The organism is Pseudaminobacter soli (ex Li et al. 2025), assembly GCF_003012705.1.
GTDB lineage: Bacteria > Pseudomonadota > Alphaproteobacteria > Rhizobiales > Rhizobiaceae > Pseudaminobacter > Pseudaminobacter soli.
Genome location: NZ_PXYL01000028.1, coordinates 1 through 24,051, shown reverse-complemented (window position 1 = coordinate 24,051; position 24,051 = coordinate 1). Strand labels below are relative to the sequence as shown.

The window sequence follows — 24,051 nt, the reverse complement described above, 5'->3', positions numbered from 1 at the left end:
GCAAGGTTCAAACATGGGTCAATTCTCGATGGAAATATCCGCTAATCCCGGGTCAGTTCCTGGCGGAAATCAACAGGCAGAGGCCGGCGGTCACCCGGGTCGCTATGGAGGAGCAGCTTCAGCAGTTCGACAGGATGGTTGATGACTTGGATAAGGCCGTTCCCGCCCCGGTTCTGCCGGCGTTTCGCGCCCTAATTGGCGAGTTTCGCGTGCGCCTGATATCCGAAATCCGCAAGAAAAGCGAAATCATCCGATCCTGCGCGGCAGTAGATGCCGTCACCAATAGAATGGCGAACGCCACGAGCCTCATGTCGACCATGCGAGCCCCATTCCTGGGTATCATGCTGGAACGCGGATCTTCGAAAAGCAAGCCGTGACTTACCTGTCGAGAACGACCGTTATCGATACAAGAACGGCCCAGCGAAGGCGCCAGGGTTTGAAATCACAGACTGAAGGCCGCACTCCAGCCTTGGACATCGGGAGGAGGCTTCACATGGTGATGCAGTTTGAGGAGAGAGACGAGCCCAAAGAGGGGGCCGTCGACGTAGGGACGATCACATTCGAAATTCACGGCTTCAACCCGATCGCTTGGGCGTCTTTGCCGATGACACTGCAAGGGTATCTCGCACTGGACCCCGGACCGGGTCCGGCGATCCGGTTGCGGTTCTTACGGATCGAAACGGCCCTAGAACGTTTGCATCTTGCCGCTCGGGTCGACGGCGGGGTGATCGAGCGTGGCTCCATCCGCTTCAAGGACGGGAAGCTGATAATCGAGGTGAACAGCTTTATCGGGGCGATACTCGCTTTAGTGCCGCTGATCATGGGATACCCTGACCTACGCCAAGGCATCATCGAACTCACCAAGGATATCTCCGCGGCCATCGAGGGCTTACAAGGCCTGGATGTCAATTTCGCACCGCTTGACCCGGACAGCATCGCTCGCGAGATCATTCCCGCTTTACCTCTGGACATACGGCGGCGCGTCGAAAACCCTCCCGGGCGCGGCAAAGTTCAAATCGAAAACTAACCGTATCCGCCGCCGACGCGGCAAGTTCGACGTTGGTTCGGTCGCGCTGACGATCTGCTGTCGAAGGTATTCACGTGTAAAAGCGAAAACCGAGAAGGGACTTCGGAGCTTACCCAGGCCTATATGGCAAAGGCGGATCGCCCCTTGTTGCCCTTCGGTTGTTGATCCATTCCTTGCAGATGCGGTCCTGCTCGATCGGATCCTTCGGCCGCGGCTTCCAGTCGGCCGGCGGCTTCCTCATGCAACAATGGTTGCCGTGGGCGCCCCATAGCTGAATGCCGACGAGATGGCTGCCGTCGAAATAGACCGTGGCATTATCGAGTGGGAAATGCAGATCGCGCGCCTCCCACCAGACGGACTCGATCTTAAGCTCGCCCATTCCCTTTTCCCAGGGTTGCCAGCCGCGCATGGGGCGTTGGAATATCCATGCCGTTAACGTCGACCGGGGATCGCGCCTGGCGGTCATGCAGCAGCCCTCAATGCGACGTCCCGACGGTCCAGCGCCATGTACAGGAGGCCGGTCAGGACATCGGCACTGTTACCCGGCAGGGCTCTCGCCAGCGCGCGAAGACGACCGAGGTCGATCCTGTCGAAGGCGTCGAACAGAGCCGAGTCCACGGTCACGGCCCCGGTGTAGATGAGGTTCGAAATCGCCTGCAGCGTAGCCGCATGGAGCTCGAGGCCGTTGCCGGTCTCGGTGCAGAGGCGGTAGCATAGTGCGAGATGAGCCTCGCCGTGATCATCGACTATTGCCCTGACGGTGGCTTTGCACGAGCAGGGGCCTGCAGGGCGCCCGCTTGTGCGGTTGTCGGCGGCGTCGACGACGGCGGACGCCACACTGCCTTGCAATGGGATTAAAATTGACCGTCGAGCGGAGAGGTGTTCGAAGAATGTACGACAAATATGGATAATTCTGCAAGTGATCGCATGTTTTTCGCCCCGATAGATCACTGATCTAGGTCGTGATTGCGACGAATGGCACAACAATCGCTCGTTCGTTGCCAAGCCTGCAATGGCCCAAACTGTCCTCACAAAGAAACACGGGTATCGGCGATCGTCTCACGGTTGACCGCCAGCTACGTTTTGAGTTCAGGTTTGTGCGCTCGGCCGTCGGTAATCTCTTCTGCCGATTCGGAGCACACCGTGAGGGGGCTGTAGTTGCAGTGGTCTAGCTTTGCTTTCTTGGCCGTCTTGGCCACCACGACTCCCTCGAGTGCCGATACGATGATCGTCGGCCGGGCGTCGGTAGTTGATGGCGACACGATCGAAATCCACGGCACCCGTATCCGCTTCAACGGGATCGATGCGCCTGAGAGCTGGCAGCTCTGCGACGATCAGGCTGGAAAGAGCTATCGGTGCGGCAGGACTGCCGCCGAGGCTCTGGACGGGTTCTTGGCAGCGTCCAGACCAACCAAATGCCGACAGGTGGACCGGGACCGATACGGTCGGGTCGTAGCTGAGTGCTGGCGTGCTGATGGCAGCAACGTCAATGTCTGGCTTGTCCGGAGAGGTCACGCTCTCGACTGGCCCAGATACAGCCGCGGGAAATACGCGACGGAACAAGCGGCCGCTCGACGTGAGAAGGCCGGGGTTTGGCAGGGCGATTTCATCGAGCCCTGGGAGGCGAGGAAAGCCAGATCGCAGTAACCCCGGCTGCAGCGTCTAAAGCGCCGGGTATTAGGAGGGGGGAAGCAATGGGAGTGGTTTTCGTAGTTCTATCGGCATCGTTGTCGCTGTTCAGCGTCAGCAGCGACGTCCCTTGGACAGAGCGGCCGACTGAGACGGCGCAGTCATGGTCTTGCTCGCCGCGTCGAACCTGCAAACAGATCGCCTCATGTGACGAGGCGTATTGGTACCTGCAGAACTGTTCCTGGGGTGGACGGCTGGACCGTGACGGTGACGGTCGCCCGTGTGAGAGCCTCTGCTAGACGACAGGGTCGGTAAGGCCGCTACCGGCCGTTAAGTAGCCCTCGTGCAAACTGTGATCGCGATATTGGCGTGGGAGGGCAGGAATGCAGAAATTCAGGAAGGCAGCCGCATACTTAGTGGTCATTGCAAGTGTCGCAGTTGCGACGTCGCCGAGCTTTGCGCAATCAACGATCCGATCAGTGGATCCAGGACCTCGACTGCTGGAATCCTACATCGCCTATATCGGCCCACAGGATCTCTACAACTCGCGAGGCATTCGGCTTACGGAACCTTGGCAAATCCTGCGGCAGGACCGAGCGAATTTTCATCGATACGGCAAAGCTGACCGAGCCGACCAATACGACTCCTTCTTCGCGGATGAACGAAACCGCGCAGCTAAGGAGGTCATGCTGATGCGGGGCACCATCCAGGCACGCGCTGCCCGTGATCTCGTGAGCGGCGGCGCGATGATTCTGGTCGAAATCTATGGCCGAGGATCAGTAGGCGAGTACATCGACGTCTCGGTAATGCGGTGATCGCCGGCTGGAAGCTACAGGAACCCATCCCCAGCATGATCGCTGTAGCGATCGGCGCGCCTTACATAGGTCTCGACCGATCTAGGATCCCGATGTCGGCTCACCTCCATGATCCGGCTGATCGAGGCGCGGTTGTCGGCGGCCGAGGTGATGAACCCGGCCCGCAGCGAATGCCCTGACAGCTTGTCGACGTCGAGCCCCGCCGCGTCGGCATAGTGCTTCACGATTAGCGCCACCGATTGAGCGGTGAGTTGTTCCGGGTTCAGGCGGTCGCCACGGCCGACGCCGCGGAAGACCGGTCCTTCGATGATCCCGGCTGCGGAAAGCCACTCCTGCAGGCTCTGGACGGGGAGCAGAGCCTTTCCGTTCAGGATGGCCACTGACTGCCCCTTGCCCTCCTGGTCGGTCTTGGAGCGGCCCAGGAAGACATCCATTAACCGTCAGATCCTCGACCTTAATCCCGACGAGCTCGGAGCGGCGGAAGGCGCCGGCGAAGCCCAGCAGTAGCAGGGCCCGATCGCGTTTGCCCTTAAGCGCGCCGGTGGCGCTTTTCGACGAGCAGTCGCGCTTCGTCGGGGCGATCGGCATACGCGACGTGCTTTCGGCGGTCCTGCGGAGGGTCGCCGCCACTTCATGCTCAGATATCCCGTTCGAAGCCGAGAAGACGCGAGTAGGCCTGATGTGACGCATTGTCGCCAAGCTTTGACGCGGATGGAGGATAAAGGCGCTTTCCACTATCGCCGAAGGGTCACGAGAATGTCAGCTTACCTGTCCGCCGTGCCTGAAACCGGACAGTCTGAAACCGGCCCAGACCGGGCACAGTATACCATTTACCGCGTTGGAAGCAGTTCGGCGTGACGTGTACGGCATTTATTGGTGGTTAGATCCCGGTCCGCTTTCAGGATGCTACCCACAGAAGCGGACAACTGGTGGGGAGCCGGCACGAGCAGTGTCGTCTTTCTGGTCATGCGTCGACCAAGACTTCGGCCGACGGCAGCCAATCTGTGCGTCAGCGATGTATTTCAGAGAACATGTCGATTTCCGGCAATCTCATTCGTCATCATTCCGTGGACCAAAGCCAATGGATCAAGCATGGAGACAGACGCAATGATCAGCACCATTACCGTCTTTGAACGGTCGCCTGATGGCGGCAAAGGACTGGCGCGAGATACACGTGTGCGCTGGGCGCTTGAAGAAGCGGGCCAGCCTTACGAAGTTCGCTTGGTTTCTTTCGCCGAGACGAAGAAGCCCGCGCATCTCGCTCTCCATCCTTTCGGGCAGATTCCCACTTACGAGAAAGGCGATCTTACCCTGTTCGAGACAGGCGCGATCGTCTTCCACATTGCTGAGCAGCATGCGGGCCTGCTGCCCGAAGATGCAAATGCCCGGGCGCGCGCTATCACGTGGATGTTTGCCGCCCTCAACACGGTAGAGCCGCCGATCCTCGACCTTGTCACTGCCAGAATAGTCGAGGGCAACAGGTCTTGGAGCGAGGAGCGCCTGCCGCTGGTTATTGACCGCATCCGTGCCCGGCTGGAACAACTGTCCACTCGCCTGGGCGATGCCGATTGGCTCGACGGTGCATTCAGCGCGGGCGACCTGTTGATGGTGTCGGTGCTGCTCCGATTGAGAATGTCGGGCATCTTGGACGAATATCCGAACCTAGCCGCTTACGTCGCTCGCGGCGAAGCCCGACCGGCCTATCGTCGAGCTTTCGCCGCGCAACTGGCGATCAACGCCCCAACAACTTGCTGAAAGGTGTCCGCACGAAATTGGACCTACGGCAGGTTTTAAGCCAGCGTCCACGCCACGCGTATGATTGAATTGGGTCGGATGCGGAACGGCAGCTATCCGCTCATTGCTGCCTAGCAGCGGACGGTCCGGAACCGGTCCCATGCCGGCCCCTCGGCAGGCAGAGCGGGAACACAGCTCAGATCTCAGTTCCCTCGGCGTGAAGACAAGGGGCTGAAACATCACCGCCGGCTACCGGCCGACAGCTTCATTGCCAGTTGACCTGACATCACCACATATCCGCTTCTTGGCTTTTCAGAAGGCCGTCGAGGACGCGTCGATAAGGGGGAGATCGATGAAAGCGCTGCCCAATGATAAGACGGAGTTCTACGCGAAGGTAGCCTCGACAGAACCGGCATCCCGGCCAATCAATCTGCAATGGTGTCGATCTGCGGTGTCTTTGACAAGCAGCTCGAACTGATCCGGAATATCTGTTGGAAGCGGCACTGCGATTTCAGCTCCGTTGTCCCAGAAGGCCCGAATGGTGCAGTCGTAAACCGACCTGCCTTTATCGAAGATGATCTGGCCCGCCTTGAGTACCCTGCGTCGGTTGATCTTTATGGGATCCGCCGGGCCATCAGAGCGGCATGTGCGATCGCGGCCCGTTCGTTTGGCTTCGTAGAGTGCCTTGTCTGCTCTCGCCACCAGGCTCTCAACATCATCGCCTTGATGGTAGCTGGCGACACCTAACGAGATGGTGACTTTTATGGGTAGATCGCTCCCAGGAAACTGTAGCGCTTTGATGCGCTGACGAAGCTTCTCCGCAACCTGAACAGCAGTTGCTGAGTCCGTTTGCGGCAGTAGCACAGCAAACTCCTCGCCGCCTACTCGGCCCACAAAGTCGCTCTGTCGCAATTCGGCTTTGAGGCCTCGAACGATGCCGGTCAGCACCTGATCTCCGGCTGCATGTCCATAAGTATCGTTGATGCGCTTGAAGTGATCTACATCCATGGCAATGCAGCTCAAGGGCATGCCGTGGCGGCTGACGAGCGCGAGAAGCTTATTGGCTTCATCGGGACCCTCCCATCGATCGCGCAAATCGTGCCAATAACCACGCCGGTGTTTGTGGTTATTGGCGCGCCTGCATAGAACCGAATGCGCGGTCCATCGGTGACATGAGGGTTGTCGTAGAAACGGGGGTCCTTGGTAGCGTCGGGCACGATCACGGGGCGACCAAGCTGCAGGGTGTAGCGACAGAACGTTTCGTCAAGCGAGGCCTCACTGGTCGGCAAACCGACCACCGACTTGTACCATTGCCGGTGCGCGTCGATCATGGACACGATGCCTATCTCGACATCGAAAATGAGCTTGATCAGCTCCGATATGCGATCGAAGGCCAGTTCGCGCGGCGTATCGAGAATGTCGAGCTCCCGAAGCGCGGCGAGACGATTTACATCGGCGCTCACTTGTTCGAACACGTCTTGTTGCAACTGCATAGGTACCTCGCTTACCAGCATGCTGGGGGGGTAGTAGTGATTGCCAAGCGGAAGCTCCGACCGCTATGCCACTGCAAACCTGTGCGGCCTGCCGCATCGAAGTCAACTTGCCTGCGGCTCCATGCGGTGCGCGAACAAGCCAGAGGTTCGCTGTCCTTTATCGAGAGCGGCTGCTTCTGGCCAGAGGCAGTCAGCTCCCTCGGCCTGTTGATTGAGTCGGCCCGGAGCTATTGCGAGCTTTGCGGCCGCGTTGTGCCGGAGGCAGGACCACATGGGACAGGTCGCTGGCAGCTACGAAGGATCGTCTGGCAACATATGGTCAAGCGCTCGTCGAGGACGAAGCCGTCCTGGTCGACGGTACGCCAGAGCCATTGTTTCTTGCCATTGATGGTGATTACTCGTCCAGGTGCCATTTGTCGCCTAGGCAGACGCTGACCGCATGGCGGCTTTGCGCCCATTTCGGCCAAAGTGGTAGGCTCGACCGTTTCCTAAAAACGGGCGCGGCCCGCAAAGCCATATCACCGGCGAAAAAGCTGGCGCCAACGATGCGGCGTCATGCCGGTGGATTGCTTCAGCGCGGTGGTGAAGTGACTCTGGCTGGAAAAGCCGCAGTTTTCGGCAATCTCGCAGATGGAAGCGTTGGTGCCGGTCAGCAATTCCTTTGCCTTTTCCAGGCGCTCCTGCATGAGCCAACGATGCGGAGTTTCGCCCAGTTCCTGATAAAAGCTGCGGGCGAAATGTCTTCGGCTGAGGCCCGCAGCGTCAGCCAGGTGCTCCAGGCCGATCTCGTTCCCGAGGTTGTTGTCGACGAATTCCTTGACGCGCTTGAGGCGCCATTGCGGTAGCGCTATCGCCGTATTCGGTTGAAGATCCGTCCCGGCCCTGAGCAGCAATTGCGAAAGGATCGATGTCAATAATCCATCCGCCAAATGGTCGTGGGCAACCTCGTGTCCGGCGGTGGTCTCCCAAAGCCTGTTCATCAGCACTTCGATGAAGGGGTCGGCCCATGTATGTTCACAGAGCTTCCAGAATGCCGCTCCGATCTGTCGCGGACATGCGGCGCCAAGGACGTTGCGAATGGTATCGTTGGGAACCGCGAGAACCAAGATCTTGCGGCTGCCGTCTACTTCCCATCTGCTCTCGGTTTCGGCCGGGACGACGAGCATTCGGCCGGCCTCCGCCTTCTGGCGATGACGATACTCGCCGATCTTCCAGCCCCAATTGCAATCATTTTGGACCTCGAGGGGAAGGGCAAGAATTGTCTCGTCAAATGCCGGATCGCTAAAATCGTGAGGCCCTTGCTCGACCAGTATCATGCGGAACGCAAGTCGCCCCCTGGGACGACGATGCTCTTGAGGGAATTTCCCGTAACCCGACCCCTGATAAAAGTCCGAATAGTCGCTCCACGCGCTATTCGACATTGGAGGCCCTGACCGAGAATTCCTTTGCATCTGGCCGCCCTGCCACCGAGAAAGAGCCTACAATGGTTGTGCACAATTGCCGGCGCGTTGATAAGCGGAACGCCGTGACTAGGCAATAGGCCCTCCCTTGGCGCGGCTCCGCTTCAATTGGCGATTTACTGTCAAAAATGGCTCTATGGAGCAAGCACGGCCACGCCCATGGGGCTAGGTTGGGGAGGATTGTCGAGCATCGAGCCTCAGCCCTGACGTAGGAGGACGAGTCCGACGTCGGTGCGCCAGGAAAGAAGCGGATGCCAAAGATAAAGTCAGCGATAATTGGCTCAGGCAACATCGGGACCGACCTGATGATGAAGATCATGCGCAACTCCACGACTTTGGAGGTTGCTGCGCTCATAGGCGTCGATTCCAGTTCCGACGGTCTGGCGCGCGCGGCGAGCCTTGGTGTCGCAACGAGCCACGACGGCATAGATGGCCTGCTGCGCATGCCCGAATTTCAGGACATTCGTATCGTATTCGACGCGACTTCTGCCGGCACACATTCGAAGCATAATGCGATATTGCGCCGGCATGGCAAACAGGTCATCGACCTCACCCCGGCTGCCATAGGTCCTTACGTCGTCCCGCCGGTTAACCTGGACAGCCATCTCGATACGCAAAACGTCAATATGGTCACCTGCGGCGGGCAGGCAACGATCCCGGTCGTGGCGGCGGTAAGCCGCGTCGCGAAGGTGCATTATGCCGAGATCGTGGCTTCGATCGCTTCGAAGTCGGCAGGTCCTGGAACGCGGGCAAACATCGACGAGTTCACCCATACGACCTCGCGGGCATTGGAAAGCGTCGGAGGTGCGGTTCGAGGAAAGGCGGTCATCGTTCTCAATCCGGCTGAGCCGCCGCTGATCATGCGAGACACGGTGTTCTGCCTTTGCGACACCGCCGATGAGGGGCTGATAAAGGAGTCCGTCGAGAGCATGGTCCGATCGGTCCAGGAATATGTTCCTGGCTACCGGTTGAAGCAGGAAGTCCAGATTCAGCGTATCGGCGCGGATGCTCCGCTGCGCATGCCGCACAGCGACGCACCGTTCACGGGCCTGAAAGTCTCCGTTTTCCTCGAAGTCGAAGGTGCCGCGCACTATTTGCCGGCCTATGCCGGCAACCTCGATATCATGACGTCGGCAGCGCTGCGGACTGCCGAGCGCCTCGCCGAACTTCGCCACTGGAATTGATCGATGACGAGACTGTTCATCCTCGATGTAACGCTGCGTGACGGCATGCATGCAATCCGCCATCAGTACGATCTGGGTCATGTCCGCGAAATAGCAGGAGCGCTCGACGAGGCGGGTGTCGATGGAATTGAAGTCGGTCATGGCGACGGGCTGGACGGCTCCAGCATTGCCTATGGGTTCAGTCGCCATACTGACATCGCCTATATCAGGGAGGCTGCGAAAGTCTGCAAACGCGCAAAGCTGACCACCGTGCTGCTTCCTGGTATCGGCACGATCGACGACCTGAAACGGGCGCGCGACGCCGGCATACAGTCGATCCGCATTGCCACGCACAGCACCGAGGCGGATGTCTCCGAGCAGCACATCGCGGCGGCCAAGGAGATGGGGCTCGATGTCTCGGGATTCCTGATGATGTCTTCGGCCAATTCCGCCGACGGGTTGGCCGGACAGGCGCGGTTGATGGAAAGCTATGGAGCGGACTGCATCTATGTCGCGGACTCGGCGGGCGGCTTGACCATGCGCTCCATTGCCGAGCGCTTCCGGGCCTTCGACGCCGTGCTCAATGCCGATACGCAGCGGGCCATCCATGCCCACGAAAATCTTTCCCTGTCGGTGGCGAACTCGGTCACCGCGGTGGAAAACGGCGCAACCAGGGTCGATGCTTCGCTCGCTGGCATGGGCGCTGGCGCCGGCAACTGTCCGATCGAGGCTTTCGTGGCCGTGGCTAATCTCTATGGATGGGAACACGGTTGCGACCTGTTCAAGCTTCAGGATGCGGCTGACGACCTCGTGCGTCCGATCCAGGATCGTCCGGTTCGGGTGGATCGCGAGACGCTCACACTCGGATATGGCAATGTCTATTCCAGCTTTCTGCGCCATGCGGAGAAAGCTGCCGAGCAATTTGATCTCGATCCGCGTGCGATCCTGATCGAGATCGGCAGGCGGCGTTTGATCGGCGGGCAGGAAGACATGATCGTGGATGTGGCGCTCGATCTGGTCGAGCGGGCCAATGCCTAGGGCCGACATCGGGAAGGAATTACGCTGTGGCCTGCCTGTGAAATTTCCGACCTTTTGAAAGAAAAAATCCGCGGACAGAAAGTTTATGGTGCCTTTTGCAAATCGGCGGCAAAGGGGCAGACGTCCACTGTGAGCGCCGGTATGTGAGGGGGGAAACAAAAACCATGATGACGCGGCATGCAGAGAGGGCAAACTGCCTGATCGGGGGCGGTTGGCCGTTGAACAGGCCTGGAAGTGGGAGAAGGGCTTCTGCCGGTGCGATCTGTCGCCCATTCGCCGGGCGTGCTCGATCTGGCGGAGCCCGCAAAGCACTGTGACGAACGAATTTCCGATTCTTTCCTGCGAGAATCTGACGATGGACTTCGGCTCTTTTCGGGCCGTTGATGGCTGTTCATTTTCCGTTGCGAAGGGTTCCATAACCGGTCTTGTCGGACCTAATGGGGCCGGCAAGACCACGGTATTCAACATGATCGCCGGGGCCTTGCGTCCGAGCGGTGGCAGGATCGCGTATCGCGGCGAGGATATAACTGCGCTCGCTCCCGATCGGCGGTTTCACAAGGGGGCCGTGCGCACCTTTCAGATACCCCACGAATTCCATCATCTCTCCGTCATCGAAAATCTGATGGTGGTGGCTCCGGCACAGCCGGGGGAGACGCTCCTAAGCAACTGGTTCAGCCGTGCGAGGGTGAGGAAAGCCGAGGCGGAGACCTCGCGGAGGGCATGGGAGGCCCTGGAGTTTTTGGAACTGACCCATGTTGCACACCAGCGCGCGGGCCAAATATCGGGCGGCCAGAAGAAGCTCCTCGAACTGGGGCGGACCATCATGACGGATGCGGAACTGGTCCTGCTCGACGAGCCGGCTGCCGGCGTCAACCGCACCCTGCTCAGGAAGTTGGAAGAGAAGATCGAGTATCTCAACCGGGAGCGCGGCTACACCTTCATCCTTATCGAGCATGACATGGAAATGATCGAGCGGTTATGCGAGCCGGTCATCTGCATGGCCGAGGGCAAGGTGCTTATCGAGGGGAGTTTCCAGACGGTGCGTTCCGACCCTCGCGTTCTCGAGGCGTATCTGGGAGAGAGGCAGGGAGCTGCCACATGACTGCCCTGCTGACGATGAAGAACCTGCGTGGCGGGTATGGAGACTCGGACATCCTCTTCGATCTTTCTATCGAGGTCGCCAAGGGTGAGATCGTGGCCATCGTCGGACCGAACGGAGCGGGCAAGTCTACGGCCATGAAGTCGATCTTCGGCCTGCTCGATATCCGCGCGGGATCTATTGCTATCGGCGAAACCGACATTACCGGCTGGGCTCCAAATCGCATCGTCAAGGCCGGCATCTGCTACGTACCGCAGGTGAAGAATATCTTCAGTGAAATGACCGTTCATGAGAATTTCGAGATGGGAGCCTTTCTTCGCAAAGGCGACTACAGCGCCGCGCTTGATCGCGTTTACAACCTTTTCCCCGATCTCAGGACGAAGCAGAAAGCGACAGCCGGCAGACTGTCGGGCGGACAGCGCCAGATGGTCGCCATGGGGCGGGCATTGATGCTGGATCCGCAGGTTCTACTGCTGGACGAGCCGACCGCCGGCCTTTCGCCAAAATACATGGAGCAGATCTTCCAGATCAGCCGCGATGTCCGCGATAGCGGCGTGGCGATCCTTCTAGTCGAACAGCATGCAAAGCAGGCTCTGGCCTTTGCCGATCGCGGCTATGTGCTCGCTGCCGGCCGTAACCGACATGAAGGTCCGGCCTCCGAGCTCTTGGCGGACCGTCATATCGCCGAAATGTTCCTAGGCGGATAGGCGGCAATCGCAATGGACATGCACAGCTTCATCAACTTTTTCCTGCTTCCCGGCATCGTGCAGGGCTCCATCTACGCGCTGGGCGCGATAGGCATTACCCTTGTCTTCGCCATCATGCGCTACGGCCACTTCGCCCACGGCGACCTCGCCACCTTTGGCGCCTTCATCGCACTTGCCTTCACCACGGTCCTTGGTTTGTCGCCTTATGCGGCGCTGCCTCTCGCGGTGCTGGCCACCGGCGTATTTGCCGTGGCCCTAGACCGGCTGTTTTATGCGCATCTGCGCGCCATGCCCAAAATCATCACCACGATTGCATCCTTCGGTGTCGCGCTGATGTTGCGCTCCTTCGTCCAGGTCGTATGGGGTGTGAATACGACCAGCTACACGCGGGGCATCACCCGGCCGGAAAACTGGTTCGGAATCCGGGTCAAGAGCCATGAGATCGTGACGCTTCTGGTGGCCATTGCCCTGGTCGTCGCGCTGCATCTGTTCCTGACAAGGAACAAATGGGGCAAAGCAATGCGCGCCATGTCCGACAACCCGGAACTCGCTTTGTTTTCCGGCGTCGACAATGGAAAGGTCATCGCGCTCACATGGATCATCGCGGGAGGTCTGTGTGCGGCTTCGGGCTTCTTCCTCGGCCTGAACACCGAGCTCAAGTCTCTGATGGGCTGGAACATCCTTTTGCCGACCTTTGCCGCCGCTATCCTGGGTGGCGTAGGGAGGATCGAAGGCGCGATTGTCGGAGGGTTGATCGTAGGGATCGCGGAAGAACTCTCCGTCCTGGTCATTCCCGGCGAATACAAGGTCATGAGCGCGTTCGGGATACTCCTACTCGTGCTGCTCTTCCGCCCGACCGGTCTGTTCCGCGGCAAGGTACTCTAGGGAGGACGTCTCATGGAATGGATCACCGTCCTCAACTACCCGGTCTATCTGGCGATCTTCATCTGCATTTACGGCTGCCTCGCCATCGGGCTGAACATTCAATGGGGCTATGCGGGCCTTTTCAATGCCGGTGTCGCGGGGTTCTTCGCGATCGGCGCCTATGCCTCGGCGATCCTGACGTCGCCATGGGCCGAAGGCCGCCTCGGCGGCTTTGACCTGCCATTTCCCGTTGGGCTCGTCGGCGCGATGCTACTGGCCGGCCTGCTCGCATGGCCGATCGGTAAGATATGCCTGCGCTTCCGGTCCGACTATCTGGCGATCGTCACGATCGGCGTGGCCGAAGGCATTCGTCTCGTTGCGCGCTCCGAGGAGTGGTTGACCAATTCCGCGCGCGGAATCAGCGCCATCCCTCGGCCTTTCGGTGACCTGCCTTATGCCAAGGCACAACTGGTCTATCTGGGCATCACCGCGCTGATCCTGCTCGTCGCTTATGTGCTTGTCCAGCGACAGGCCGTCTCGCCGTGGGGCCGGATGATGCGTGCTATCCGCGATAACGAAAGTGCGGCTCAGGCCATGGGCAAGGATGTGCCTTACCGCCGCCTCGAAGCCTTCATCCTGGGTTCGGCGCTGATGGGCCTGGCGGGTGCGCTGTATGTCCATCTCGCCCGCACCATCACGCCGGACGCCATCGACCCGATGCTCATCACATTCCTGGTCTGGATCATGGTCATTCTGGGGGGGGCGGGAAACAACCGTGGCGTGCTGCTCGGGGCGATTATCGTCTGGGTCATTTGGTCCACATCCGAGATCGTGACCGATCAGTTGCCGTCGGAATACGCCTTGAAAGCCAAATACGGCCGCATGTTCCTGATCGGGCTGCTGCTGCAACTCGTGCTTCGCTTCCGGCCCGAAGGGATCTTGCCGGAGAAGTTGCGCAAAGAATCCCGGGAGGAGCGGCCGATGGGGGAACAAGCCTCCGCCACACAGGCCACCGGGAACATCATCAATTGAGTTTACCCACCAAGGCGAATGGCTCGCCGACCTGACAACGATGGAGGATGGAATGAAAACGAAGCACCTTGGACTGGCCTCGCTGTTGCTGGGGGCGAGTGCCCTGGCGACGCCGGCGCTTGCCGACGTCAATATCGGCCTGCTGAACGGGATTACCGGCGGCGCCGCTGCAATGGCGCCGGAAATAACCAAGTCGCTCCAGTTCGCGGTGGATCAGATTAACGAACAGGGCGGCGTCCTGCAGGGTGAAAAGCTGGTCGGCATCATGGCCGACGACGGGTGCAGCCCGCAGGTCGCCGCCGACGCGGCCACCAAGCTCGTCAACGTCTCCCAGGTCATCGGCGTGGTCGGGCCCTTGTGCTCGGGAGCGCTGATGGCGGCTGTCAATTCGGCGACGATCCCGGCCGGTGTCATCCTGATCTCGCAGGCCGCGACGTCGCCCGAGATCACGACACTCAAGGACAACGACCTGGTGTTCCGGACGATTCCGTCGGACGAATATCAGGGCCAGGCGCTGGCGCGGACGCTGCTGGACCGCGGCACCAAGAAAGTAGCCGTTTCCTTCATCAACAACGACTACGGCAAGGGCATCGCCGAAGCGTTCAAGAAGGAATACGAAGCCAAGGGCGGAGAGATTGCCGGCTATGAGGCGCATGAGGAAAACAAGTCGTCCTACCGCGCCGACCTTGCAGGGTTGGCCCAGGGCGGTGCCGACACACTGGTTTTGCTTGACTATGGCGATACGTCCGGCCTGACCGTCCTGCGCGAGGCGATCGAAAACGGCTTCTTCGAGAAGTTCGTTGGTGCCGAGGGCATGAAGACATCCGCTCCAGTCAAGGCGATCGGCGCTGACAATCTTACGACGTTCATGGCCTCCGCGCCGGTGAGCACGAAGTCCGAGGCTCTCGATATCTTCAACAAGGCATTTGCCGAAGCTGGCGGCGACATCAACGCCAGCTATGTCGGTCCTTCTTACGATGCCGTGTTTCTGCTGGCGCTGGCCATTGAGAAAGCCGGCGGCGACAAGTCCAAATTGTCGGAATCGCTGCGTGCCGTTTCGAACGGCGAGGGCGAGCCCATTCTTCCCGGCGAATGGAAGAAGGCCAAGGAACTGATCACTGCCGGTAAGGCGATCGACTACAAGGGCGCTTCCGGTGAACTCAACTTCGACGCCAATGGCGACGTCCCAGGCAGCTACGCCCTGTTCAAGGTCGCAGGTGACGACTGGGCGGTTGAAACCGAAATGAAATAACCATGCCGGCGCGGCGGGTTCGAACCCGTCGCGCCGACACTATTCCGCCCTCGAGGCGACCGCGATCGGACGATAAGTAGGTGCGCGCCCGTGGCAACATTGCTGACGGCCCCTGCCGATGAAGTGAGAGTGTGACGATGAACATCCGGCTTGCCAACCGCATGTCCCAAGTGAAGCCGTCTGCCATCCGCGAGCTTTTGCGGCTCGGTGCGGACCCCAGCATCATGTCCTTTGGCGGAGGCTACCCCGACGCTTCCTTGTTCCCGCTCGAACAGTTGGAGGCAGTCTTCCGCGCTTCAATCGCTGGCAATGGCCGGGAAGCGCTGCAATACACCGTCTCCAACGGCAGCCCGAAGCTACGCGAGCAGATCGCTACGCGAATGGCGCGCGACGGCATCGCCTGCGGGGCCGACAACGTGCTGATCCTGCAGGGCGGCCAGCAGGGGCTGGATCTCGTGGCAAAAATGCTGGTCGACAAGGGCGACGTCATCGTCACGGAAAATCCGACCTTCCTTGGCGCACTCATCGCCTTCAACCCCTGCGAACCCCGCTATGCCGCCGTGCGGATGGACGATGACGGCATGGACATGGACGACCTCGAGCGGACGCTTGAGCGCAGCCCAGGGGCCAAGCTTATCTATACCGTGCCCGACTTTCAGAACCCAACCGGCGTGACGCTGAGCCTGGAGCGCCGCAAGAAACTGGTCGAACTGGCGAACAGGTTTGATCTCGTCGTCTTGGAAGACACGCCCTATCGCGAAATCCGCTATCAGGGCGAGCCGATCCCGCCCATCAAGAGCTTCGACACCGAAGGCCGCGTCATCTATCTCGGCAGTTTCTCCAAGATTCTCGCGCCCGGCTTGCGGTTGGGCTGGGCCGTCGCTTCCGAGGAACTCATCCAGCAGCTTGGCCTGCTGAAGCTTGCCGCCGATACGCAGTGCAGCACGCTTAACATGGCGGCGGTATCCCTGTTTCTCGAAAAATACGACATCGATGCGCACATCGCGTCTATCCGCCAGATTTATCGCCACAAGAAGGACCTGATGCTCGACACTATCAGGCGCACCTTCCCACAGGACGTTGCATTCACCGAACCGAGCGGCGGCCTTTTCACCTGGCTGACCTTTCCGGAAGGATTTGACACCGCTCGCTTCATGGCTGACCACGCATTGCCAGAGGCGAAGGTTGCTTACGTTCCCGGCGCGACGTTTTTCCCGCTCGAGCAGGAGGTCAATCACGCGCGCGTCAGCTATTCCACTCAAACGGACGAAGTCATCGTCCAGGGGATCACCGCGCTTGGCAAGCTGCTGACTGCAAGGCGCAACGCCTGACCTTTGCCGGCTGCCTGCAATCAAGGAACGAACCGATGCCTACAAAAATCCACAGCACACGTCCAAACAGCGTGGCGCATGACGTTCTGCAAGGCTGGGCCGCGGTCCCCGTGACGATCTTGTCGGACGTGACTAGCGGCCGACTGCTGACGGATAGCCGGATAAGGCCGCTCCGCCCGTTCGAGCTCGGCACTCGGATGTTCGGGCAGGCTGTCACTGCGTGGTGCGAACGCGCTGACTTCGGACCGTCGCTGCATGCGATCGACATTGCCGGGGAAGGCGACATCGTTGTCATTGATGCTGGCGGCAGCATTGACACGGCATATGTCGGCGAACTGCTGTGCGGTGCCGCTCGCCGAAAGAAGATTGCCGGTCTGATCGTCAACGGTGCCGTTCGCGACATCGACACAATCGCAAACTGGCCCGATTTTCCCGTGTATTGTCTTGGCACCACTGCGCGCGGACCCTTGTCGAAGGAGCGCGGCTTCGTGAACGGGCCGATTGTTTTCGGCGGCGTTCCAGTGAGGCCCGGCGATGTCGTTCTGGGTGACAATGATGGTCTTGCCATCGTTCCAGCGGAAGAAGCCGAAGCCCTTCTCGCCCTGGCTCTTGAGCGCGTTCGCCTCGAAGAACAATGGGCGGCGGAACTGGCGGAGGGCAGGACTTTGCTCGATGTGTTCAGCGTCCCGGACGCCATCTAGAGGCTGTTTTTATTGCGCGCTTGAAAACGATTTTATCGAAATCGGAGGACGAGGATTTGACACAGGCTATCGGCGAGATCGCCAGAAAGCTGGTTGCCGAACATGACGACGGCACCAAATTCCACAGGCTGGACGGAATCAATGACCTGTCCGACGCCTATCGGGTGCAGGATGCTTATGTCGCCGCGATCATCGGCGAAAACGGCACAGCGGGCTACAAGATTGGCCTGACATCAAAGCGCATGCAGGAGATGTGCGGCATCGACCAGCCCATCAGGGGATCCGTCTTCACAAATCGTGTCTTCGGTTCCGACGTCCACCTGTCACTGGCAGATTATCACCATCTCGGCCTTGAATTCGAAATCTGCGTCCGGCTTGGTCATGACCTGGTGCCGAACGGTGTTCCGTTCACACCCGAAAGTGCGGGAGCTGCTGTCGATGCGGTTGCCGCAGCAATCGAACTGGTGGATGACCGCCATGCCGACTACAGCGTTCTCCACTGTGAGACGTTGGTGGCAGACAATTCCTGGAATGCGGGGATCGTGGTCGGACCATTCGTATCGCCGCCGGCCCGCATGGAAGAAGCCGAGGGCATCGCCTACCAAGAAGGCGTTGAAATTGCGCGCGGCCGTGGCGCGGATGCGCTCGGGCACCCATTCGTGCCGTTGGCTTGGCTCGCCAACCATCTCGCGGCCTCCGGCCAAATCTTGCGCAAGGGCGATGTCGTCATGACGGGCAGCATCGTGACCACACGCTTCCCGGCTGGACCTTTCAACTATCGCTTCGATGTCTCCGGGATTGGCAGCGTCAAGGTCAGGGGGGCCTGACCCCGGCAGGGCTGTCTGTCTTTGGGCAGACTTCAATGGTGCACTGAAGAAAGAGGCTGTTCATGGACTTCGGATTGAGCGGTAGGTCCGCCCTCGTCATGGGCGCGTCGAAAGGGCTTGGCTTTGCCGTAGCTAAGGAACTGGCCGCCGAAGGCGTGAAAATCGCCATTTGCGCGCGGGATGAAGCTCGACTCAGAGGGGCCGCGGAGAGGCTTGGGGCAACTGCCCTGGTCGGCGATTTGCGACAGCCCGGTGCGGGACGGCGCTTGGTCGAGCAGGCGGCCGCGACACTCGGCTCGGTCGATATCCTTGTGGTCAACACGGGCGGACCGGCGACGATGCCGTTCGAAAGTATCTCCGCCGATGACTGGCGCGGTGCCTTCGAGGGGCTGTTCATGAGCGCGACCGATGCTATTGGGGCGGCGATACCCGGCATGCGCGAACGCAACTGGGGTCGTATCCTGCTGGTGACGTCGATCGCCGCTAAGGAACCGATCAACAATTTCACCATCTCGAACGCCTTGCGCGCCGGACTGCATGGATTGACGAAGACCCTGAGTCGCGAATTGGCCGCCAACGGCATTACCGTCAATGCCCTGATGCCGGGTTACACCATGACGGAGCGGCTTGCGGAGGCGAAGCTCGACCTCCAAAAGGTCGCCGGAATGATCCCCATGGGGCGCATCGGCCAGCCGGAAGAGTTTGCTGCACTCGCAACGTTTCTGGCGTCTGACAGGGCAAGCTACATCACCGGGCAAGCGATCGCCTGCGACGGCGGCGCCTTGTGGTCGATTTGAATTGAGAATGGCCAACGCTTGATCTGCGGCCCGGCTCGCGCGGGGAGGACATGACCCCGCGCCCGTTCGGTGCTGCTCCGCGAACTTTTCAAACTCGATCTCGGCCGTTACCAGCACGTTCCACAGTCAAAATGTCGAGTGGGAAGATTTTCGCACTTGGCCGCCTCGGTAAGGCATATCTGGAGCGCGGCATTCACTCAGACGCTTTCGTCGGACTGCGCGGGCCGCGCCGAACCCGTCGTTTTAACAATGCGTGGCCCCATCTTCCAACTTTCCCCACTATTGGAAATAGCTTTTGGGATATGGGTGTTGCACCTCCGAGCGCTTTTTCTGTCACCGCGTGTAGTGTGATCGGGCTGTTTCGGAAACTTTAGCCGCCTTGCGCCAAACTCATTCTTGGCCTCGCAAAAATGAAGGAAAGCAGCCGGCCATTCTCGCCATAGTTGAAGCAAAATTCTTCAGCACCATACACGTTGTTGAGGCGAGTCAGATGTGATTTGTGCCAATTGCCGCCGTGTTGTTTGGCCCACGCCACCGCCGGCTACCGCCGATCTGTGCAACCTGCCGATGTCACCCAACCCATCCGCTGGTTCCGGCCGCCGCCATGACCAGAGTGCAGCCGTGGACTGCGACAGCGCCCCTATCGTCTCGGTTGCCTTCCGGAACGCTGTCACAGCTTCTTGGTCGTCGGCCAAAGCACGCTCACCTTCTCGCCCTTTGAGACGCCGCGCGTGTCCGCTTCGCGCAGGCGAGGCATTGGCAGTTGCTATTCGAGCAAGCTGATTATTTCGGGAGCGCCACGGCTTGGGTCAGCACGCTTTGAGACGTCTGCTTCCCCCGTGCTTCGACCGAAAGCCGCCTGTCTGGTGACGGTCCAGAGCAGACGCCAAAATCACGCAAATTCTAGCGGCTATTGAGGAGATCACAGAGGCAATAGATGACATCCCTGGCTGACGCCGCGGTCAGTTCCCAGCCGGCAAAGCGCATGTATTTTCGTTCTGCGCATCCGAACGTTTCATGAAGCGGCCGGGGGGCAGGCCGACATGGCGGCTGAAGGCTGTACTGAACGCGCTCGCGGAGCCGTAGCCGACGCGTCTGGCCACCTCGTCGAGCCCGATCCCTCCGCTGCGCAACAGGTTCTTTGCGATGGCCATGCGCCAAGCTAGCAAGTACTGCATCGGCCGGACCCCCACCATGCGGACGAAGCGGTCAAAGAATGCCGAACGGGACATGCCCGCCTCGCGTGCGAGGTCGGGGATGGTCCAGGACCGCTCGACATCGCCGTGCATGCCGCGCAGAACGGCGGCGATCCGGGGATCGGCCAGACCGCGGAGGAGGCCGGGCTGGGCTGCCTTTGCCGGGGCGGCTCGAAGCGCCTCAATCAGCAGGATGTCCACGAGGCGCTCGAGGATGAGGTCGCGACCGATGTCGTCGCGCGCCGCCTCGTCGCCAACGAGACGCACCAACTGGGTCAGTCGTTGAATGCCGCGGATGTGGATCATGCGCGGCAGGAGCGAAACGAGTAGTGCGGCGTCGGGTGAGCCGAAGGAGAAATAGCCCCCGAACTGCCGGACATCGGGCGGCCCGGCCAGCCGGCCGTACCGGATCTCTCCGTCGGGCGGCACGGCCGTTTTCGGGTCGATGCGCAAGGGGGGCGTGGGCTCGAAACCGGACATGGTGAAGGCTGGCGTCGCGGGCAGCAGAACGAAGTCGCCCTCTTCGAGGACGACTGCCGGCTCGCCATCGACGGCAAGGCGGCATCGCCCCTCGATCACGGCGCAGAAGCCCGGTTGGCCGAACTCGGCATAGCGCACGGCCCAGCGTCCGGCACCGCTGATCCCTTTCGAGAACACGGCGCGGGGCCGCAGAAGCTGGATCACATCGGAAAGCGGATCGGTCATTTCGGACTATCTCAAACAAAAATCGGACCAATGATTGATGATAGTCCTGATCATGCCGCTATGATCTGTCGCGTCAACGTTAAACATAGGAGACCGACATGAAAACCGTCCTCATTACCGGCTGCTCGTCCGGCTATGGTTTGGAAACCGCCCGCCGCTTTCACGAGCAGGGCTGGAACGTCATTGCCACCATGCGCAATCCACACAAGGCAGTGCTTCGCGAGTCGGAGCGCCTCCGCGTCCTGCCACTCGATGTCACCAGCCCGCAAAGCATCACGGTTGCGCTGGAGGCCGCGGGATCAATTGACGTGCTGGTGAACAATGCCGGGATCGGCGTGGTCGGGGCGTTCGAGGTGACGCCGATGTCCCATGTGCGCAAGGTGTTCGAGACCAACACCTTCGGCGTGATGGCGATGACCCAGGCGGTGATCCCGCAGATGCGGGCGCGCCGTTCGGGTGTTATCGTGAATGTCACCTCCAGTGTGACGCTCGCATCGATGCCGCTGGCGGCGGCCTATACGGCCAGTAAGCAGGCCATCGAAGGTTTCACCGGATCGCTGGCGCATGAACTGGGCGCTTTGGGTGTCCGGGTCAAGCTGGTGGAGCCCGGCTATGCGCCATCGACGCGGTTCACGGCAAACACTGATATTCCTGTCATGGACCTGATCCCCGAGGCCTATGCGGATTTCGCGCGACCAATCTTTGCCGCCTTCGCCAACCCGGCGCTGACCACGAAAGAAGGTGACGTGGCCGCGGCCGTGCTGCAAGCAGCCACAGACGCTTCGGATCGTCTGCACTATCCGGCTGGTTCCGACGCCGTTGCCCTCGCTCGGGTCGCCTAATTGCCCTGGCATCGATCATGGGCTTTGTCGCCATGATCGGTGCCCCGAAATCATCCGGTTTGCTGCAGAACCAGCGCTCGGCCAAACGTCCGCTTTGTCGGCGTTGCCGTCGCCCCGCGGCTTGTCGTGGATGTCACCTTAGGGACGGATCGAGACCATTGCGAAGGTGCCTGGCCGGGAACCGCCGCGCATCCTCGAACGTTCACGCCGCACAATTGGCGTCTCTCTGAAGGAGAAACTCGATGGACACGTCCAAGACGCCCGTCACATCAGGCTCCGGCCGGGATGGCATCGATCGAGATAGGCGCCGGCTTCTGGTTGGCGCAGCCACGGGGTTGATGGCGGTAGGCGCTGCCGGAATGTGGCCCGCATCTCCCACGTACGCGGCCCCCGAAGATGCGATCCGCCCGTTCCGTGTCAACGTGCCAGACGAGGACATCCTCGACCTTCGCCGACGGTTGGCGGCAACGCGGTGGCCTGAGAAGGAGACGGTCGCCGACGACTCGCAAGGCGTGCCGCTGGCAATGATGCAGGACCTCGTCCGCCACTGGCAGACCGACTATGACTGGCGGAAGGTGGAAGCGCGGCTCAATGCCTTGCCACAGTTCATCACGGAGATTGACGGTCTCGATATCCACTTTATCCACGTCCGCTCGCAGCATGGAAATGCTCTACCCATGATCGTGACGCATGGCTGGCCCGGCTCCGTCATCGAGCAGATGAAGATCATCGATCCTCTGACCAATCCGACGGCGAATGGCGGCAGCGCGGACGATGCCTTCCACCTCGTGATTCCGTCGATGCCCGGTTACGGATTTTCGGGCAAGCCGTCCACGACGGGGTGGGATCCGCAGCGGATCGCCCGCGCCTGGGTCGTGCTGATGAAGCGGCTGGGCTACGAGAAATTCGTGGCGCAGGGTGGCGACTGGGGCTCGCCGGTCTCCCATGAAATGGCCAAGCTTGGCGCGCCCGAATTGCTCGGCATTCATGTCAACCTGCCCGGCGTCGTTCCACCTGAAGTCTTCAAGGCGATTGCCTCGGGTGATGCGCCGCCAGCGAATCTTTCGGTCGAAGAGAAACAGGCCTTCGATCAACTCAAGCTTCAATTCACGAAGCGGCGTGCCTATGCGCAGATCATGGGCACCCGTCCGCAGACGCTTTCAGCGTTGACGGATTCGCCGGCCGGTCTCGCGACCTGGTTGCTCGACCATGGCGACGGCTATGCCCAGCCGGCCTCGGCGATGCAATCGGCCGTGCTTGGGCGGGCGGTCAACGGGCATTCCTCCGGCGCACTGACCCGCGACGATGTGCTTGATAACATCTCGCTCTACTGGCTGACCAACACCGCGATCTCCTCGGCGCGACTCTACTGGGAAAACAAGACCAATCTCTATCTGCCCGCCAATGTCTCGATCCCGGCCGCTGTAACCGCGTTTCCCGGCGAGAGCTACGTGGCGCCGCGGAGCTGGGCGGAGAAGGCCTACCACAACCTGATCTACTTCCATCAGGCCGAGGCCGGCGGTCATTTCGCCGCGTGGGAGCAACCAGTGATCTTCAGCAGAGAAGTCCGCGACGCCTTTCGGCCTCTGCGCAGTTAGATCTGAAGCTATCGGCGCGCGTAGCACGCGCCGATCGCCGTGACCTCCTTCCCGTACGAGATCTATACCGCTCAGCGGAACTGAGCCGAGAAGGCGTATCCGAAGCGGATCCACTACCATGGGGCACCGAAGGGCGGCCACTCCGCGGTGCGATGCCCACGTCGCTCGTGCAAGGCCACGCGTAACGTCGTCTGCTGGGCCAAATGAAAGGTGGATCGGGCCCCTGGCGATCGAGATGCTTGAGATCAAGTCTCGGTTCCAGGGACGGCGAGAAGTTTCGCATGCGCCAGGGCGCGGCAGACCCCAACGAAGTGATGTCGGGTAGCCAAACCAATCACGGTGTCTTTAGTCTCCAGCGCGGAGGGCTGCTTCGCGAGTCGCGAGCGGGAGGAACGCCAAACAGGCGCGCATATTCGCGGCTAAGGCTCGGACTGTTGACGGGCGCATCTGGCGTCCGGTGGAAACCGCGAATGACGCCAGAAGCTTCGCGTGATCCCCCGTCAAACGTGTTGTCGTCGCTTGTTTTCCCGTCGCCTTGGACGGGCTCACCATGGTGCAGATGCTGCCGAAACCTCAGCCTGATTTCGTGTGTCCGGCGCAATCAATACCCCTGGTAGTATCCCGGATAGCAGGCGCCATAGTAGCCGTAGGTATAGGGGTTGCAGTAGGAATACGGCACGCCAAAACCATACCAGCCCCAGCCAATGTCGCTATTGTCGAAGCCGCCGCCTCCTTGATTAT

General features: G+C 60.3%; 26 protein-coding genes and 1 pseudogene. 19 read left to right on the top strand and 8 right to left on the bottom strand.

The window, feature by feature from the left end; all coding sequences use genetic code 11:
- The first annotated feature begins 104 nt into the window (after window positions 1-104).
- Together C7I85_RS27800 and C7I85_RS27795 are read left to right on the top strand one after the other, a co-directional pair.
- Window positions 105-377, top strand: coding sequence for a hypothetical protein (locus C7I85_RS27800; RefSeq protein WP_106727249.1), 273 nt, complete (start codon window positions 105-107; stop codon window positions 375-377).
- Window positions 378-493: 116 nt separating this feature from the next.
- Entirely contained in the window at window positions 494-1,027 is a 534-nt protein-coding gene (locus tag C7I85_RS27795) for a hypothetical protein (protein WP_106727248.1), read from the top strand.
- Between the two features lie 109 nt (window positions 1,028-1,136).
- On the opposite strand, the gene C7I85_RS27790 is transcribed toward C7I85_RS27795, so the two are convergent.
- Window positions 1,137-1,406, bottom strand: a complete 270-nt coding sequence (locus C7I85_RS27790; protein WP_106727247.1) for a hypothetical protein — start codon at window positions 1,404-1,406, stop codon at window positions 1,137-1,139.
- Window positions 1,407-1,489: 83 nt separating this feature from the next.
- Window positions 1,490-1,864 carry a hypothetical protein gene (locus C7I85_RS27785; protein WP_106727246.1) on the bottom strand — a complete coding sequence of 125 codons (375 nt, stop codon included), beginning with the start codon at window positions 1,862-1,864 and terminating at the stop codon, window positions 1,490-1,492.
- Window positions 1,865-2,251: 387 nt separating this feature from the next.
- Between C7I85_RS27785 and C7I85_RS27780 the strand changes: the two genes are divergently transcribed.
- The 3 genes from C7I85_RS27780 (at window position 2,252) to C7I85_RS27770 (ending at window position 3,471) form a co-directional block, all read left to right on the top strand.
- On the top strand, window positions 2,252-2,674 hold the full coding sequence (locus C7I85_RS27780; RefSeq protein ID WP_106727267.1) for a thermonuclease family protein: 423 nt from the start codon (window positions 2,252-2,254) through the stop codon (window positions 2,672-2,674).
- 47 nt (window positions 2,675-2,721) lie between these two features.
- On the top strand, window positions 2,722-2,955 hold the full coding sequence (locus C7I85_RS27775; protein WP_106727245.1) for an excalibur calcium-binding domain-containing protein: 234 nt from the start codon (window positions 2,722-2,724) through the stop codon (window positions 2,953-2,955).
- Between the two features lie 84 nt (window positions 2,956-3,039).
- Window positions 3,040-3,471 carry a hypothetical protein gene (locus C7I85_RS27770; protein ID WP_181257425.1) on the top strand — a complete coding sequence of 144 codons (432 nt, stop codon included), beginning with the start codon at window positions 3,040-3,042 and terminating at the stop codon, window positions 3,469-3,471.
- A 14-nt stretch (window positions 3,472-3,485) separates the two neighbouring features.
- On the opposite strand, the gene C7I85_RS27765 is transcribed toward C7I85_RS27770, so the two are convergent.
- On the bottom strand, window positions 3,486-3,905 hold the full coding sequence (locus C7I85_RS27765; RefSeq protein WP_245445138.1) for a tyrosine-type recombinase/integrase: 420 nt from the start codon (window positions 3,903-3,905) through the stop codon (window positions 3,486-3,488).
- Window positions 3,906-4,578: 673 nt separating this feature from the next.
- On the opposite strand from C7I85_RS27765, the gene C7I85_RS27760 reads away from it, so the two are divergent.
- Window positions 4,579-5,226: a glutathione S-transferase family protein gene (locus C7I85_RS27760; RefSeq protein ID WP_106727244.1), complete on the top strand. Its 648-nt coding sequence runs from the start codon at window positions 4,579-4,581 to the stop codon at window positions 5,224-5,226.
- Between the two features lie 363 nt (window positions 5,227-5,589).
- Here C7I85_RS27760 and C7I85_RS27755 read toward each other — a convergent pair whose 3' ends face one another.
- The 4 genes and pseudogenes from C7I85_RS27755 to C7I85_RS27740 form a co-directional block, all read right to left on the bottom strand.
- Window positions 5,590-6,213, bottom strand: coding sequence for a GGDEF domain-containing protein (locus tag C7I85_RS27755; protein WP_245445137.1), 624 nt, complete (start codon window positions 6,211-6,213; stop codon window positions 5,590-5,592).
- A gap of 11 nt (window positions 6,214-6,224) precedes the next feature.
- Entirely contained in the window at window positions 6,225-6,698 is a 474-nt protein-coding gene (locus C7I85_RS27750) for a GAF domain-containing protein (RefSeq protein WP_181257424.1), read from the bottom strand.
- A gap of 329 nt (window positions 6,699-7,027) precedes the next feature.
- Window positions 7,028-7,122 (bottom strand): annotated as a pseudogene (locus C7I85_RS27745) (IS6 family transposase); the annotation flags it as partial.
- A gap of 94 nt (window positions 7,123-7,216) precedes the next feature.
- Window positions 7,217-8,014, bottom strand: coding sequence for an AraC family transcriptional regulator (locus tag C7I85_RS27740; protein WP_181257423.1), 798 nt, complete (start codon window positions 8,012-8,014; stop codon window positions 7,217-7,219).
- Window positions 8,015-8,409: 395 nt separating this feature from the next.
- On the opposite strand from C7I85_RS27740, the gene C7I85_RS27735 reads away from it, so the two are divergent.
- The 11 genes from C7I85_RS27735 to C7I85_RS27685 all read left to right on the top strand — a co-directional run bounded on the left by C7I85_RS27735 (window position 8,410) and on the right by C7I85_RS27685 (window position 18,969).
- Window positions 8,410-9,342, top strand: coding sequence for an acetaldehyde dehydrogenase (acetylating) (locus C7I85_RS27735; RefSeq protein WP_106727240.1), 933 nt, complete (start codon window positions 8,410-8,412; stop codon window positions 9,340-9,342).
- Between the two features lie 3 nt (window positions 9,343-9,345).
- A complete protein-coding gene (gene dmpG, locus C7I85_RS27730; protein WP_106727239.1) occupies window positions 9,346-10,359 on the top strand; it encodes a 4-hydroxy-2-oxovalerate aldolase in 1,014 nt (337 codons plus the stop codon).
- Window positions 10,360-10,714: 355 nt separating this feature from the next.
- On the top strand, window positions 10,715-11,461 hold the full coding sequence (locus C7I85_RS27725) for an ABC transporter ATP-binding protein (protein ID WP_106727264.1): 747 nt from the start codon (window positions 10,715-10,717) through the stop codon (window positions 11,459-11,461).
- Complete coding sequence (locus tag C7I85_RS27720; protein ID WP_106727238.1) at window positions 11,458-12,165, top strand: ABC transporter ATP-binding protein; 708 nt, start codon at window positions 11,458-11,460, stop codon at window positions 12,163-12,165. Before C7I85_RS27725 ends, C7I85_RS27720 begins: the two co-directional genes overlap by 4 nt.
- Window positions 12,166-12,177: 12 nt before the next feature.
- Window positions 12,178-13,050, top strand: coding sequence for a branched-chain amino acid ABC transporter permease (locus tag C7I85_RS27715; RefSeq protein WP_106727237.1), 873 nt, complete (start codon window positions 12,178-12,180; stop codon window positions 13,048-13,050).
- Window positions 13,051-13,062: 12 nt separating this feature from the next.
- Window positions 13,063-14,061, top strand: a complete 999-nt coding sequence (locus C7I85_RS27710; RefSeq protein WP_106727236.1) for a branched-chain amino acid ABC transporter permease — start codon at window positions 13,063-13,065, stop codon at window positions 14,059-14,061.
- Between the two features lie 52 nt (window positions 14,062-14,113).
- Window positions 14,114-15,313 (top strand): ABC transporter substrate-binding protein, encoded by a 1,200-nt coding sequence (locus C7I85_RS27705; protein ID WP_106727235.1) that lies wholly within the window; start codon window positions 14,114-14,116, stop codon window positions 15,311-15,313.
- A gap of 137 nt (window positions 15,314-15,450) precedes the next feature.
- Window positions 15,451-16,644 (top strand): PLP-dependent aminotransferase family protein, encoded by a 1,194-nt coding sequence (locus tag C7I85_RS27700; RefSeq protein WP_181257422.1) that lies wholly within the window; start codon window positions 15,451-15,453, stop codon window positions 16,642-16,644.
- Window positions 16,645-16,679: 35 nt separating this feature from the next.
- Window positions 16,680-17,345, top strand: a complete 666-nt coding sequence (locus tag C7I85_RS32395) for an RraA family protein (RefSeq protein WP_106727234.1) — start codon at window positions 16,680-16,682, stop codon at window positions 17,343-17,345.
- Window positions 17,279-18,172, top strand: a complete 894-nt coding sequence (locus C7I85_RS27690) for a 2-keto-4-pentenoate hydratase (RefSeq protein WP_106727233.1) — start codon at window positions 17,279-17,281, stop codon at window positions 18,170-18,172. The genes C7I85_RS32395 and C7I85_RS27690 overlap by 67 nt, the downstream gene beginning before the upstream one ends.
- A gap of 62 nt (window positions 18,173-18,234) precedes the next feature.
- Window positions 18,235-18,969 (top strand): SDR family oxidoreductase, encoded by a 735-nt coding sequence (locus C7I85_RS27685; protein WP_106727232.1) that lies wholly within the window; start codon window positions 18,235-18,237, stop codon window positions 18,967-18,969.
- A gap of 962 nt (window positions 18,970-19,931) precedes the next feature.
- On the opposite strand, the gene C7I85_RS27680 is transcribed toward C7I85_RS27685, so the two are convergent.
- A complete protein-coding gene (locus tag C7I85_RS27680) occupies window positions 19,932-20,870 on the bottom strand; it encodes an AraC family transcriptional regulator (RefSeq protein WP_106727231.1) in 939 nt (312 codons plus the stop codon).
- 98 nt (window positions 20,871-20,968) lie between these two features.
- Here C7I85_RS27680 and C7I85_RS27675 point away from each other — a divergent pair, with 98 nt between their 5' ends.
- A complete protein-coding gene (locus tag C7I85_RS27675) occupies window positions 20,969-21,712 on the top strand; it encodes an SDR family oxidoreductase (RefSeq protein WP_106727230.1) in 744 nt (247 codons plus the stop codon).
- A 242-nt stretch (window positions 21,713-21,954) separates the two neighbouring features.
- A complete protein-coding gene (locus tag C7I85_RS27670) occupies window positions 21,955-23,310 on the top strand; it encodes an epoxide hydrolase family protein (protein WP_106727229.1) in 1,356 nt (451 codons plus the stop codon).
- Window positions 23,311-24,051 lie beyond the last annotated feature (741 nt).